This is a genomic window from Microbacterium sp. UNCCL10, from assembly GCF_000746195.1.
GTDB lineage: Bacteria > Actinomycetota > Actinomycetes > Actinomycetales > Microbacteriaceae > Microbacterium > Microbacterium saccharophilum.
In genome coordinates, this window is record NZ_JQKT01000007.1 from 1,357,094 (window position 1) to 1,370,765 (window position 13,672).

The following is a 13,672-nucleotide window of genomic DNA, read 5'->3' on the forward strand; positions in this document are numbered from 1 at the left end:
GCCTACTCGCGACCCAGGTCGCGGTGTTTCACCCGCACGGCCACACCGGGCACCTGACCGAGGCGCTCGGCGAGTTCGCGCGCCGTCACGACGGAGCGGTGCTTGCCGCCCGTGCAGCCGATCGCCACGACGGACTGGCGCTTGTTCTCGCGCTGGTAGCCCTCCAGGACGGGGCGCAGCGCCACGGCGTAGGCGTCGATGAACTCGCGGGCCCCCTCCTGGGCGAGGACGTAGTCGCGCACGGCCTCGTCCTCGCCGGTGAGGGCCTTCAGCTCCGGGATCCAGAACGGGTTCGGCAGGAAGCGCATGTCGGCGACGAGGTCGACGTCGGGCGGCAGGCCGTACTTGAATCCGAAGCTCATGACGGTCACGGTGTGCCGCGCGGCGCCCTCTTCGCTGAACGCCTCGATGATGCGCGTCGCGAGCTGGTGGACGTTGTCGCGCGACGTGTCGACGATGAGATCGGCGCTCTCGCGGATGGGGGCGAGCCGCGCGCGCTCCCGCCTGATGCCCTCCAGGATCGTCCCGTCCCCCTGCAGCGGGTGCGGGCGGCGCACCGACTCGAAGCGGCGGACGAGGACGTCGTCGGCGGCATCCAGGAACAGCACCCGCAGGTGCCGGCCGTCGCGCAGCGCCCGCGTGATCTCCGGCAGCTGGGCGAACAGGTCGCGCCCGCGCACGTCCACGACGGCGGCGATCTTCGGCAGCGCGCCGACGGCGAGGCCGGTGAGGTCCATGAGCGGTCGCAGCATCTGCGGCGGCAGGTTGTCCACGACGTACCAGCCCAGGTCTTCCAGGGCGTTCGCGGCCGTGGTCCGGCCGGCACCCGACATGCCCGTGACGATCAGCACCTCGCCGACAGCCGCTTCGTCACCCGTGCTCATCGCCCCAGTTCCTCCGGGTCCAGCCTACCCGGCGGACAGATGCTGGTGGATCGTCGCTGCGAGCTTCGGGCCGACGCCGGGCAGCGCCTCGATCTCCTCCGTCGTGGCGGCCTTCAGCGCCGCGACGGAGCCGAAATGCCGCAGCAGCGCCTTGATGCGCGCATCTCCCAGGCCCGGCACCTCGCTGAGCACCGAGGTGATGTCTCGGCGGCGGCGCTTGCGCTGGTGCGTGATCGCGAAGCGGTGCGCCTCGTCGCGCAGTCGCTGCAGGAGGTAGAGGGCCTCCGAGGTGCGCGGCAGGATGACGGGGTACTCCTCCCCCGGCAGCCACACCTCCTCGAGGCGCTTGGCGATGCCGCACAGGGCGACCTCGGTGTGACCGGCATCCAAAAGCGCCCGGGCGGCGGCCTCGACCTGCGGCTGCCCGCCGTCGACCACGAGGAGCTGCGGCCGGTAGGCGAACCGGGGCTTGCGCCGGGTCGTCACGACCTCGCCGTCGGCCATCGGATCGGCGGGGCGCTCCTCCTCGTCCTCCTCCGGACGGTCGAGGTAGGCGAGCCGGCGCCGCAGCACCTGGTACATCGAATCGGTGTCGTCGGTGGTCTCCGCGACGCCGAACGACCGGTACTGGTCCTTGCGCGGGAGCCCGTCCTCGAACACCACCATGGATGCCACGACGTTGGTGCCGCTGAGGTGGGAGACGTCGAAGCACTCGATGCGCAGCGGCGCCTCCTCGAGCCCCAGCGCCTCCTGCAGGTCGGTGAGCGCCTGCGAGCGGGCCGTGTAGTCGCTCGTGCGGCGCGTCTTGTGCAGCATGAGCGCCTGCTTCGCGTTGAGGGTCGCGGTCCGCATGAGGTCGGCCTTGCGCCCGCGCTGGGCCACCTGGATGCTCACCCGCTTGCCGCGGCGCTCGCACAGCCACTGCTCCAGCTCGGCCTCGTCCTCGGGCAGGACGGGGACGAGCACCTGGCGCGGGATGTCGGCGGCGGACGCCTCCCCGTACGTGCGCTGCAGCACCTGATCGACGAGGTCGGCGCCGGAGATGTCGAGCTCCTTGTCGATCGTCGTGGCGCGCACGCCGCGCACGCGTCCCCCGCGGATGACGAAGTGCTGCACGGCCGCGGACAGCTCGTCCTCGGCGATGCCGAACAGGTCGGCGTCGGTGTCGGAGGCGAGGACGAGCGCGCTGCGGTTCAGGACCGCGTCGATCGCCTGCAGCCGGTCGCGGTAGAGCGCCGCGGACTCGTAGTCCATCGCCGCCGACGCCTCGTTCATCCGCTTGGTGAGCGCCTTCGTGAAGCGCTGATCCCCGCCGGACATGAAGGCGACGAAGTCGTCGACGATCGCGCGATGCTCCTCGACGGTCACCTTCATCGAGCAGGGTCCGCCGCACCGGCCGATCTGCCCCGGGAAGCACGGCCTCCCGGTGGCCATCGCCTTCTTGTAGGACGCGTCGCTGCACGTGCGGATCGGGAAGACCTTGATCATGAGGTCGATCGTGTCGTGCACGGCCCACACCTTCGGGTACGGGCCGAAGTACTTCGCGCCGCGGATCTTCCGGTTGCGCGTGACGATGACGCGGGGCGCCTCGTCGGCGAGCGTGATAGCCATGTACGGGTAGGACTTGTCGTCCTTGTAGCGGACGTTGAACGGCGGATCGAATTCCTTGATCCACATGTACTCCAGCTGGAGCGAGTCCACGTCGCTGTCGACGACGGTCCACTCCACGGAGTTCGCCGTCGTGACCATCCGGCGGGTGCGCTCGTGCAGCGTGTGCAGCGGGGCGAAGTAGTTCGACAGCCGCGCGCGCAGGTTCTTCGCCTTCCCGACGTACAGCACCCGGCCGTCGGCGTCGCGGAACCGGTAGACGCCGGGATTGGTCGGGATCTCCCCCGGCCGCGGCTTGTAGGACAGCGGTGATGCCACGTCAGCCGGCCTTGCGCGCCGCTTCGACTCCCAGGAGCTCGGCGAGGAACATGCCGGTGTGGCTGCCCGGGATCGACGCGACCCGCTCGGGGGTGCCGGTCGCGACGACCTGCCCGCCGCCGGCGCCGCCTTCGGGTCCCATGTCGATGACCCAGTCCGCGGACTTGATGACGTCGAGGTTGTGCTCGATGACGATGACGGTGTTGCCCTTGTCGACGAGCCCGTTCAGCACGCCGAGCAGCAGGCTCACGTCCTCGAAGTGCAGACCCGTGGTCGGCTCGTCGAGGACGTAGATGCTGCGCCCGTTCGAGCGGCGCTGCAGCTCGGTGGCGAGCTTGACGCGCTGCGCCTCGCCGCCGGAGAGCGTCGTCGCCGACTGCCCGAGCCGCACGTAGCCCAGGCCCACGTCGACGAGGGTCTTCAGGTAGCGGTGGATCGCCTGAATGGGCTCGAAGAACTCCGCGGCCTCCGCGATCGGCATGTCGAGCACCTCGGCGATGTTCTTGCCCTTGTAGTGCACGGCCAGGGTGTCGCGGTTGTAGCGCTGCCCGTGGCAGACCTCGCAGTCGACGTAGACGTCGGGCAGGAAGTTCATCTCGATCTTGATGGTGCCGTCGCCCGAGCAGGCCTCGCACCGGCCGCCCTTGACGTTGAAGCTGAAGCGGCCGGGCTGGTACCCGCGCGCCTTGGCCTCGGGCGTCTCGCTGAAGAGGGTGCGGACGCGGTCGAACACGCCCGTGTACGTGGCGGGGTTCGACCGCGGGGTGCGGCCGATCGGCGCCTGGTCGACGTGCACGACCTTGTCGAGGTTGTCGAGGCCCGTGACGCGCGTGTGCTTGCCGGCGACCCGGCGCGCGCCGTTGAGACGGGTGGCGAGCACTTCGTACAGGATGCCGTTGACGAGCGAGGACTTGCCCGATCCGCTGACGCCCGTGACGGCCGTGAGCACGCCGAGCGGGAAGTCGACGGTGACGTTCTGCAGGTTGTTCTCCCGGGCGCCCACGACCGTGACCTGGCGGCTCTTGTCCACCTTGCGCCGACGGGCCGGCGTCGGGATGGCGCGGCGGCCGCTGAGGTACGCGCCCGTGAGGGAGTCACGGTCCTCCAGGAGCGAGGAGAGCGGCCCGGAGTGCACGACGCGTCCGCCGTCGACGCCCGCGCGGGGGCCGATGTCGACGACCCAGTCGGCCGCGTGGATCGTCTCCTCGTCGTGCTCGACGACGATGAGGGTGTTGCCGAGCCCCTTGAGCTTGAGGAGCGTCTCGATGAGACGTCGGTTGTCACGCTGGTGCAGACCGATCGACGGCTCGTCGAGCACGTACAGGACGCCGGTCAGGCCCGACCCGATCTGGGTGGCCAGGCGGATGCGCTGCGCCTCGCCGCCGGAGAGCGAGCCCGCGGACCGGCTGAGGCTCAGGTAGTTCAGGCCCACCTGGATGAGGAAGTCGAGGCGGGCGCGGATCTCCCGCAGCACGGCGGCCGCGATCTGGGCTTCGCGGTCGGTGAGTTCGAGCTTCGCGAAGTACTCCTGCGCCTCCCCGAGGCTGAGCCGCGAGGCATCGGCGATCGAGTGACCGTGCACGAGCACGGCGAGGACCTCGGGCTTGAGCCGGTCGCCGTTGCAGACCGGGCAGGGCACCTCGCGGAGGTACTCCGCCCAGCGCTGGCGCTGCGTGTCGGATTCGGCCTGGGTGTACTGCCGCTCGATGTACGGCACGACGCCTTCGAACCCGGAGGTGTACCGCATCTCCCGGCCGTAGCGGTTGCGCCACTTGACGGTGACCTTGAAGTTCTCGCCGCGCAGCACCGCGTTCTTCGCGTCGGCGCTGAGCTCGCGCCACGGGGTGTCGAGGGAGAACCCGAGATCGTCCGCCAGGCCCGCGAGGAGGCGCTCGTAGTACTGGTAGAGCCCCTTGCCCTGCGTCGTCCAGGGGATGATGACACCCTCGTTGATCGAGAGGTCCTCGTCGCCGAGCATGAGATCCGTGTCGACGGACATGCGGGTGCCGAGGCCGGAACAGGCGGGGCACGCGCCGAAGGGCGCGTTGAACGAGAAGGTGCGCGGCTCGATCTCGGTCAGCTGCAGGGCATGCCCATTGGGGCAGGCGAGCTTCTCGCTGAAGCTCTGCCACGCGTCGTCGCCCTCCTCGTCCACGAAGTTGACCTGCATGACGCCGCCGGCGAGGCCCAGCGCCGTCTCGACCGAGTCGGTCACGCGGCTGAGGATGTCGGGAGCCGCGACGAGACGGTCGACCACGACCGCGATGTCGTGCTTGTAGCTCTTCTTCAGGGCGGGCGGCTCCGCGAGCTGGACGAGGTCGCCGTCGACGACGGCGCGGGCGTAGCCCTTCGCGGACAGTTCCTTGAAGAGGTCGACGAACTCGCCCTTCTTCTGCGAGACGACGGGCGCGACGATCTGGTAGCGCGTGCGCTCCGGGAGCTCCATGAGCTGGTCGGCGATCTGCTGGACGGTCTGGCGCTGGATCTGCTCGCCGCACTCCGGGCAGTGCGGGATGCCGATGCGCGCCCACAGCAGGCGCATGTAGTCGTGGATCTCGGTGATCGTGCCGACGGTCGACCGGGGGTTGCGGTTCGTCGACTTCTGGTCGATGGACACCGCGGGGCTCAGCCCCTCGATGAAGTCCACGTCGGGACGGTCGACCTGACCGAGGAACTGCCGCGCATACGAACTCAGCGACTCGACGTAGCGGCGCTGACCCTCCGCGAAGATCGTGTCGAACGCGAGGCTCGACTTGCCGGAGCCGGAGAGACCCGTGAACACGACCAGGGCGTCACGCGGAATGTCCAGGTCGACGTTGCGGAGATTGTGGACGCGGGCACCGCGGACGGTGAGTTTCGAGGGGCTGGCGACGGGGACGATGGGCACCGGTCAAGTCTAGGTCGGCCCTCCGACACGGGGTTCCGACTTCGCTCTCGGCGATGCCGCCGCGACCCGGGGCGGCGTCAGACCCGGACCGCTCCGGCGAACGGCGCGAGGCCGTCCCGCAGCCGGGCGAGCGCAGCCGCGTCCAGTCCGGTCCGCGCCATGACCTGCCCCGGTACGTCCAGGGCGCGCTCCCGGAGCGCCCGTCCCTCCGCGGTCAGGGCGATCTCGAGCACGCGCTCGTCGGCGGCGCGCCGGGTCCGCGTGACCCGCCCCTGCGCCTCCAGGCGCTTGACGAGGGGCGAGAGGGTGGCCGGCTCCATCGCGAGTTCGTCGGCCAGTTCGCCGAGCGAGCGGGGTGCGCTCTCCCACAGTGCGAGCATCACGAGGTACTGCGGGTGGGTGAGCCCGAGCGGCTCCAGGACGGGCCGGTAGATCGACACGACGTTGCGCGCCGCCGTCACGATGGCGAAGCAGAGCTGGTTCTCCAGCTTCAGCAGATCATCCCGGGGATCCATGCGGTCAGTGTACCGAATCGCTTAGTACACTAAACATCATGGCACGAAACGAATCCGATCCCCGACCGCTGCGGACGCGCGTGCGGGAGGCAGGCGGATGGTACGCGTACCTGAACATGCGGCTCATCAAGATCGCCGGCCCCGCCTCCGTCGGCCCCTACGACACCGAGCCCGAGCCCGTGCGCACCGAGCGCGCCTGCCCGCTCTGCGGCCACCCCATGTCGGCTCATTCCTTCGACCGGTCCGGCCCCAAGCCGCTCATGACCTGCCCGTGACCCGGCTTCAGCCGAGCCGCACCGACCCGTCCGCCGCGAGCGGCCACGCCGGGTTGACGGCGACCTCCCACGGGTGCCCGTCGGGATCGAGGAAGACACCGGAGTAGCCGCCCCACCCCGTGGGCGCGCCGTCCCTTCCGATCACGCCGCCCGCGTCGCGCGCCGCGCGCAGCACGGCATCCACCTCCGCCGGTTCGGCGACGTTGTGCGCGAGCGTCACGCCGCCCCACCCGCCGCCGTCCGTGACACGGGAGTCCTCCGCGAGCGCGGCGCGCGACCAGAGCGCCAGCGCCATGCCGCCGGCCTGGTAGAACGCGACCTCGCCGGGCACCGACGCCTCGTGCAGCTCCCAGCCGAGCGCCCGGTAGAAGGCGACCGCCCGTTCGAGGTCGGCGACGCCGAGCGTGATGAGACTGATGCGCTGCTGCATCGGCGGGCTCCCTGTGTCAGGCGTGGCCGGCGCGCTCCATGGCGCGCAGCTCCTTCTTGAGATCCTGCACCTCGTCGCGCAGGCGTGCGGCGAGCTCGAACTTCAGCTCCGCCGCGGCGGCCAGCATCTGGTTGGAGAGGTCGCCGATCGTCGCCTCCAGCTGGTTCGCGCCCTCGGCGGCGATGCCCTCCCTTCGCAGCTGCGGCGTCGGCGACTTCCCCTTGCCGGATTTGTTCTTCCGGGACAGCAGCTCTGCGGTGTCGGATGCCTCGCGGGCGAGGACGTCGGTGATGTCGGCGATCTTCTTCCGCAGCGGCTGCGGGTCGATGCCGTTCGCGAGGTTGTACGCGACCTGCTTCTCGCGGCGACGGTCGGTCTCGTCGATCGCCTTGCGCATGGAGTCGGTCATGTTGTCGGCGTACATGTGGACCTGACCGGACACGTTGCGCGCCGCGCGGCCGATCGTCTGGATCAGCGACGTGCCGGAGCGGAGGAAGCCCTCCTTGTCGGCGTCGAGGATGGCCACGAGCGACACCTCCGGGAGGTCGAGGCCCTCCCGGAGGAGGTTGATGCCGACGAGCACGTCATAGACGCCGGAGCGCAGCTCGGTGAGCAGCTCGACCCGGCGGAGGGTGTCGACGTCGGAGTGCAGGTACCGCACCCGCACGCCGTGCTCGCCGAGGAAGTCGGTGAGCTCCTCCGCCATCTTCTTGGTGAGGGTCGTCACGAGCACGCGCTCGTCCTTCTCGACGCGGATCCGGATCTCCTCGAGCAGGTCGTCGATCTGGCCCTTGGAGGGCTTGACGATGATCTCCGGGTCGACGAGGCCGGTCGGGCGGATGATCTGCTCGACCACGCCGTCCGCGATGCCCATCTCGTACCGCCCCGGGGTGGCGGAGAGGTACACGGTCTGCCCGATGCGGTTCTTGAACTCGTCGAAGCGCAGCGGGCGGTTGTCCAGCGCGCTGGGCAGCCGGAAGCCGTGCTCGACGAGCGTGCGCTTGCGCGAGGCGTCGCCCTCGTACATCGCCCCGATCTGCGGGACCGTGACGTGGGACTCGTCGATCACCATCAGGAAGTCGTCGGGGAAGAAGTCCAGCAGCGTGTGCGGCGGCTCCCCCGGCATCCGGCCGTCGAGGTGACGCGAATAGTTCTCGATGCCGGAGCAGAACCCGAGCTGCTGCAGCATCTCGAGGTCGAACGTCGTCCGCATCCGCAGGCGCTGCGCCTCGAGGAGCTTTCCCTGCCCCTCCAGCTCCTTCAGCCGCTGCTCCAGCTCGTGCTCGATGGTCCCGATGGCGCGCTGCACCGTCTCGGTGCCGGCGACGTAGTGGGATGCCGGGAAGATGGGTACGCTGTCGAGCTTCTGCACGATGTCGCCGGTGAGCGGATGCAGCATGTACAGCGCCTCGATCTCGTCGCCGAACAGCTCGATGCGCACGGCGTACTCCTCGTACACCGGGATGATCTCGATCGTGTCGCCGCGGACGCGGAAGTTGCCGCGCGAGAAGTCGACGTCGTTGCGGTTGTACTGCATCGCGATGAACTTGCGGATGAGGGCGTCGCGGTCGTACCGCTCCCCCACCTGGAGGGCCACCATGGCGCGGAGATACTCCTCCGGCGCGCCGAGGCCGTAGATGCAGGAGACCGTGCTCACCACGACGACGTCGCGGCGGCTCAGCAGCGAGTTCGTCGTGGAATGCCGCAGCCGCTCCACTTCGGCGTTGACCGAGGAGTCCTTCTCGATGAAGGTGTCGGTCTGCGGGACGTACGCCTCCGGCTGGTAGTAGTCGTAGTAGCTGACGAAGTACTCGACGGCGTTGTGCGGCATGAGGTCGCGGAACTCGTTCGCGAGCTGCGCCGCGAGGGTCTTGTTGTGCGCCAGGACGAGCGTGGGCCGCTGCACCTGCTCGATGAGCCAGGCCGTCGTCGCGGACTTGCCCGTTCCGGTTGCTCCCAGGAGCACGACGTCGGTCTCACCCGCATTGATGCGCGCCGCGAGCTCGGCGATCGCCTGCGGCTGATCGCCACTGGGCATGTATTCGCTCACGACCTCGAAAGGGCGCACGGATCTCGTGGTCTGCATCCATCCAGCGTAGGCGCGGCCTGCGACAGTCGGGCGGGTGTTCGCGGTGGGCGACCGGCGCGCGCGTACGCTGGGGGCGTGCTGGAGTTCCTCGTCGGGTCGGGCCTCGCCGCCGCGGCCGGCCTCAACGCGTGGATGCCGCTGTTCCTGCTCGGGATCGTGGACCGGTTCGTCACGGGCGTCGACCTCCCCGCCGGGTGGTCGTGGCTCTCCAGCGATGTCGCCCTGTGGATCACCGGGGTGCTCCTGGTCGTCGAGATCGTCGCGGACAAGATCCCCGCCGTCGACTCGGTCAACGACGTCCTGCAGACCGCCATCCGCCCCGCCGCGGGCGGCATCGTCTTCGGTGCGGGCTCGAGCGCGGAGACCCTCCGCATCGAGGACCCCGCGACCCTGTTCGCCGGCAACGGCTGGATACCCATCGCCGTCGGCATCGCCATCGCGCTCGGGGTGCATCTCGTGAAGGCGACCGTCCGCCCCGTCGCCAACGCGGCGACCCTCGGGCTCGCCGCTCCCGCCGTCTCCACGGCGGAGGACGTCTCCTCGCTCGCCCTCGCCGCGGCGGCGATCTTCGCGCCGGTGATCGCCGGCATCCTGCTGATCGCGCTCGTCGTGGGCGCGGTGCTCCTGCTGCGCCGACGGCGCCGTCAGAGGGACCGCGACGACGCGCCGTCCACCTGAGCGGGGCGGAGACGCTCCCACAGCGCATCGGTCTGCGCGAGGGTGTCCTCCAGGCTGCCCGCCGTGTCGATGACGACGTCGGCGACGGCGAGACGCGCCGCGTCGTCCACCTGGGCGGCGATGCGGGCGGCGGCGTCGGCCTCTGTGAGGCCCCGCAGCTCGACGAGCCGGCGACGCCGCAGATCCGCCGGCGCGTGCGCCACGACGATGAGCTCCCACGGGTCCTCGACACGCGCCTCCACGAGCAGCGGCACGTCGTACACGACGACCGCATCCGGGTCGGTGGCCAGCGCCTCGGCGAACCGGCGCGCGGACTCGCGGCGCACGGCGGGGTGGACGATCGCGTTGAGCCGGGCACGCGCCGCGGCGTCGGCGAACACGAGGCCGCCCAGAGCCGCACGGTCCAGCGAGCCGTCCGGCCCGATGACGGCGGAGCCGAACTGCGCGGCGATCTCGTCGAGGACGGGCGACCCGGGCGCCTGCACCTCCCGCACGATCTGGTCGGCGTCCACGATCACGGCGCCGTGCTCGGCGAGACGACGGGCGATGGTGGACTTCCCGGATGCGATTCCGCCGGTGAGAGCGACGAGGGCCATGGCTTCATCGTGCCATGCGCGCGGCCCGAACGATCCGTCGCCGGATCCGCCGGACGTGGCATGCCTGGTCCCGCCTACCGGTGTCGTGGGATAGCATCACCCACGACACCACCCCACCCCCCGGTCGTGGCGTCCTGGAGGATGAGTACGTGGAGAAGCGCGTCGCCGTCGTCGTCGAAGACGATGCGGACATCCGCTCCCTTCTCGCCGAGGTCCTGGGCGGCGGAGGGTTCGTCGTGCACGCCGCGAGCAGCGGCGAGGAGGGTGTGGCCCTCTGCGAGGAACTCGATCCCGTCGTGACGACACTCGATGTCAGCATGCCCGGGATGGACGGCTTCGAGGCGGCGCGACGCATCCGCGCGGTCAGCTCGACCTACATCATCATGGTCAGCGCGCGCTCCGAGCAGATCGACGCGCTGCGGGGCATGCGCGCCGGCGCCGACGACTACGTGACGAAGCCGTTCCGCCCCCGCGAGCTGCGCGCGCGGATCGAGGCGATGCTGCAGCGTCCGCGGGTGACCGACGAGGCTAGCGGCCGCTCGCAGACGGCGTGACGTCGTCGACGTCGACGACATCCGTCCCGGTCTCCCCCGCCGTGGCGCGGGCGGCGGCGATGAGACCCTCCGTCGTGATGCCGGCGCGTGAGGCGATGGCGGTGCCCACGGTGACGATCGGCAGGACGCTCAGCTCCGCTTCGCGGACACCGTCGAAGACGGCATCGCGCACCGCGGTGGCGATGTAGCGCGCCTCGGACGACGACGGCAGCAGCGCCACGGCCAGCCCGCCGTTGCCGTCCTCGCCGACGAAGGACTGCGTCGGCGCGGCACGGCGCGTCGCCTGCCGCCACGCCGTCGCCACGGCATCCGCCTCGCCGCGCCCGAACGCCGTCGTGATCTGCGGGAGATCGTCGACGCGGACGGAGACGACACCGACGGTCTCGCCGCGCTCCTGGGCCCGCAGGACGAGTTCATCGAACAGCCGGGCGAACGAGTCGGCGCGGAGCACGCCGTCGTCGGTGCGCTGCAGGTCGGAGGTGATGCTCACGCCGCGGACGCCCGCGAGCCCGGCGCGCAGGATCGACGTCGTCAGCAGCGCGACGATCGTGAGCACGACGGTGACGATGCTGGTGGACTCCGTGCTGAACCACGTGCGGAACAGCGCACTCTCCGGTCCCTGCGTCACGAACACGACGGTGCGGGCGATGTAGTAGATGCTCTCCGCCGCGAGGATGAGCGCGAGTCCGATCGCGTTGCGGTTGCGCCGCATCTCGCCGCTGAACGACTCCCCCGCCCCGAGGCCGGCGAACAGGGCGATGAGGAGGAACATGACGAACGCCCCGGCCCAGTCGCCCGCGGCCGCGTCGAGCAGGGCCGCCGCGAGGGTGAGGACGGCGCCGCCGGCGACCGCGGAGGCCGCGACCGGGATGTGTCGCTCGTTGAAGCGACGGCATCCCAGCCACATGCATCCGGCGGAGCTCACGAACGCGGCGTTGCCGAGCGCGATCGGCCAGATGGAGTCGGGGTCGAGCGCCCACATCATGTACGCCACCGACGTCAGCATCCCGGCGAGGAAGCTGAGCGCCCAGATCCGGCCGACCATCTCGGCCTTGCGGAGGAAGGTCTCCAGCAGGAACAGCGTCCCCGCCACGAGGACGACGACCGCCGTGACGACCGAGACGCTGAAAGCATCGAGTCCCATCAGGCGCTCCTTCTTCTCTTGCGCAGCGGGATGCGGACGGTGAACGCGCTCCCCTCGCCTTCCACGCTGCGCACCGTGACGTCGCCGCCCTGCTTGCGGACGATCTCCTGGCTGATCGCCAAGCCCAGCCCGCTGCCGTGCGTCGACGTGTTGCGGACGGCATCCGCACGGTAGAACCGGTCGAACAGCATCGGCAGCTCGTCGGCGGGGATGCCGGGACCGTCGTCGCGGACGACGATCCACCCGTCGTCGATGTCGGCGGTGAGGCTGATGCCGATGCTGCCGCCGTCGCGGTGGTACTTGACGGCGTTGCTCAGGAGATTGTCCACGACCTGCCGGATGCGCACCGGGTCGACCCACGCCGACACCTGCTCGACCTCGGCGGTGTCGATCGTGAGACCGCGGGCGCGCGCGGACGCCTGGATCCCTTCGACGGCAGCGTGCACGATGGCCGTCAGGTCGGTCTGCTCGCGGTGGAAGCTCAGCGCGACACCGCCGCGGGCATCGGCGGAGGCGGCGAGGATGTCGGAGACGATGGTCAGCAGCCGGTTCGCGTTCCGCTCGACGACCTCGAGGTTCGTCCGCGCCGGGGCCGGCAGGTCGTCGCGGTCCAGCGCCAGATCCAGGTAGCCGAGGATCGAGGTCAGGGGCGTCCGCAGCTCGTGCGACACGGATGCGATGAGGTCTTCGCGGGCCCGGAGCGCCATCACCTCGGCGGTGACGTCGCGGGAGACGACGAGGGCGCCGTCGGCGTCCGGGGTCGCCCCGCGCAGGCGGCGTGCCGTGACACTCAACGCGCGTCGCCGCGTGCCGGGCGCGCCGTACCAGATGAGCTCGGACTCGAAGGTCTCGCCCTGCGCGGCCCGGACGATGGGCTCGTCGTCCTCCTCGAGCGGGCTGACGCCGTCGGCACTGTAGAGCTTCCGCGCCGAGACCGGGTCACCGCCGGCAACGCCCTGCAGGCGCGCGTGCGCGTCGTTGGCCACGGGGGTCGTGCCGTCGGCGTCGATGCGCACGACGCCGAAGTCGACGGCATCCAGCACTTCCGTCACGAGCACCTCCTGCCGTCGTGCGCGATCGAGGGTGCGCTTGAGCGCCTCGCCCTGCTTGCTGAGGAGGACGCGCTGCGCAGTCGAGCGGCGGGACGTCAGGTACCCGGCGAACGCGATGGCCGTCATCGCGAGCGGCAGGAGCACCATGGTGGGGCGGAAGTGCGGACTCGGCACCAGGATCGAGGACGTCCAGAAGGCGGCGCTGACCGCCGCGCTGCCCGCGATCATCCCGAGGAGACCGAACGAGGAGGCCAGCCACAGCGCCGGGAAGACCCAGAGCAGCGCGAAGCCGGAGGTGGGGCTGGACATCTCGAGCAGCGCGATCGCGACGGTGTCGATCGCGGGCAGCGCCGTGATGGCGAGCGGGGGCAGTCTGTTCCACGGGACGGCGACGGCGATGCCCGTGGCGACGAAGACGACGACGACACCCGCGATGAGCAGGTCCACGTCGAGGATGGCGTTGCTCAAGGCCATGACCACGGTGGCGACGAGGGCGACGAGGCCCATGAGGAGCTGGTTGATCCCGGTGGCGCGCTCGCGCGTGCGGTCATCCGCGCCGGCGCCCAGGGTCCACGGAGCGCGAGCGGTCATGCGTCGACGCTATCGCGGTCCGGCGCCGCTGCGCGCCAGCGGCGCCGGGGA

12 protein-coding genes are annotated in these 13,672 nt (G+C 70.6%); 3 read left to right on the forward strand and 9 right to left on the reverse strand.

Going from position 1 to position 13,672, the window contains the following annotated elements:
- Positions 1-2: 2 nt before the first annotated feature.
- The 4 genes from rapZ to BR85_RS06735 all read right to left on the reverse strand — a co-directional run bounded on the left by rapZ (position 3) and on the right by BR85_RS06735 (position 6,212).
- Positions 3-884 carry an RNase adapter RapZ gene (gene rapZ / locus BR85_RS06720; RefSeq protein ID WP_028495841.1) on the reverse strand — a complete coding sequence of 294 codons (882 nt, stop codon included), beginning with the start codon at positions 882-884 and terminating at the stop codon, positions 3-5.
- Positions 885-908: 24 nt separating this feature from the next.
- Positions 909-2,810: an excinuclease ABC subunit UvrC gene (gene uvrC / locus BR85_RS06725; RefSeq protein WP_028495842.1), complete on the reverse strand. Its 1,902-nt coding sequence runs from the start codon at positions 2,808-2,810 to the stop codon at positions 909-911.
- Position 2,811: 1 nt separating this feature from the next.
- Positions 2,812-5,697, reverse strand: coding sequence for an excinuclease ABC subunit UvrA (uvrA, locus tag BR85_RS06730; RefSeq protein WP_028495843.1), 2,886 nt, complete (start codon positions 5,695-5,697; stop codon positions 2,812-2,814).
- 77 nt (positions 5,698-5,774) lie between these two features.
- Positions 5,775-6,212, reverse strand: a complete 438-nt coding sequence (locus tag BR85_RS06735; protein WP_028495844.1) for a MarR family winged helix-turn-helix transcriptional regulator — start codon at positions 6,210-6,212, stop codon at positions 5,775-5,777.
- A 38-nt stretch (positions 6,213-6,250) separates the two neighbouring features.
- Between BR85_RS06735 and BR85_RS06740 the strand changes: the two genes are divergently transcribed.
- Positions 6,251-6,487 carry a hypothetical protein gene (locus BR85_RS06740; RefSeq protein WP_028495845.1) on the forward strand — a complete coding sequence of 79 codons (237 nt, stop codon included), beginning with the start codon at positions 6,251-6,253 and terminating at the stop codon, positions 6,485-6,487.
- 7 nt (positions 6,488-6,494) lie between these two features.
- On the opposite strand, the gene BR85_RS06745 is transcribed toward BR85_RS06740, so the two are convergent.
- Positions 6,495-6,917 carry a VOC family protein gene (locus BR85_RS06745; RefSeq protein ID WP_028495846.1) on the reverse strand — a complete coding sequence of 141 codons (423 nt, stop codon included), beginning with the start codon at positions 6,915-6,917 and terminating at the stop codon, positions 6,495-6,497.
- Between the two features lie 16 nt (positions 6,918-6,933).
- Positions 6,934-9,003 carry an excinuclease ABC subunit UvrB gene (uvrB, locus tag BR85_RS06750; RefSeq protein ID WP_028495847.1) on the reverse strand — a complete coding sequence of 690 codons (2,070 nt, stop codon included), beginning with the start codon at positions 9,001-9,003 and terminating at the stop codon, positions 6,934-6,936.
- Positions 9,004-9,081: 78 nt separating this feature from the next.
- Here uvrB and BR85_RS06755 point away from each other — a divergent pair, with 78 nt between their 5' ends.
- Complete coding sequence (locus tag BR85_RS06755; RefSeq protein ID WP_028495848.1) at positions 9,082-9,684, forward strand: DUF4126 domain-containing protein; 603 nt, start codon at positions 9,082-9,084, stop codon at positions 9,682-9,684.
- Here BR85_RS06755 and coaE read toward each other — a convergent pair.
- Positions 9,651-10,280, reverse strand: coding sequence for a dephospho-CoA kinase (coaE, locus tag BR85_RS06760; protein WP_028495849.1), 630 nt, complete (start codon positions 10,278-10,280; stop codon positions 9,651-9,653). The two genes, BR85_RS06755 and coaE, sit on opposite strands and share 34 nt — an antisense overlap.
- A 149-nt stretch (positions 10,281-10,429) precedes the next feature.
- On the opposite strand from coaE, the gene BR85_RS06765 reads away from it, so the two are divergent.
- Positions 10,430-10,834, forward strand: coding sequence for a response regulator transcription factor (locus BR85_RS06765; protein WP_051526180.1), 405 nt, complete (start codon positions 10,430-10,432; stop codon positions 10,832-10,834).
- Here the strand turns inward: BR85_RS06765 and BR85_RS06770 are convergent.
- The gene (locus tag BR85_RS06770) at positions 10,809-11,978 is read right to left on the reverse strand and encodes a hypothetical protein (protein WP_051526181.1); all 1,170 of its coding nucleotides are present in this window, start codon (positions 11,976-11,978) and stop codon (positions 10,809-10,811) included. The two genes, BR85_RS06765 and BR85_RS06770, sit on opposite strands and share 26 nt — an antisense overlap.
- Positions 11,978-13,621, reverse strand: a complete 1,644-nt coding sequence (locus BR85_RS06775; RefSeq protein ID WP_051526182.1) for a sensor histidine kinase — start codon at positions 13,619-13,621, stop codon at positions 11,978-11,980. Before BR85_RS06775 ends, BR85_RS06770 begins: the two co-directional genes overlap by 1 nt.
- Positions 13,622-13,672 lie beyond the last annotated feature (51 nt).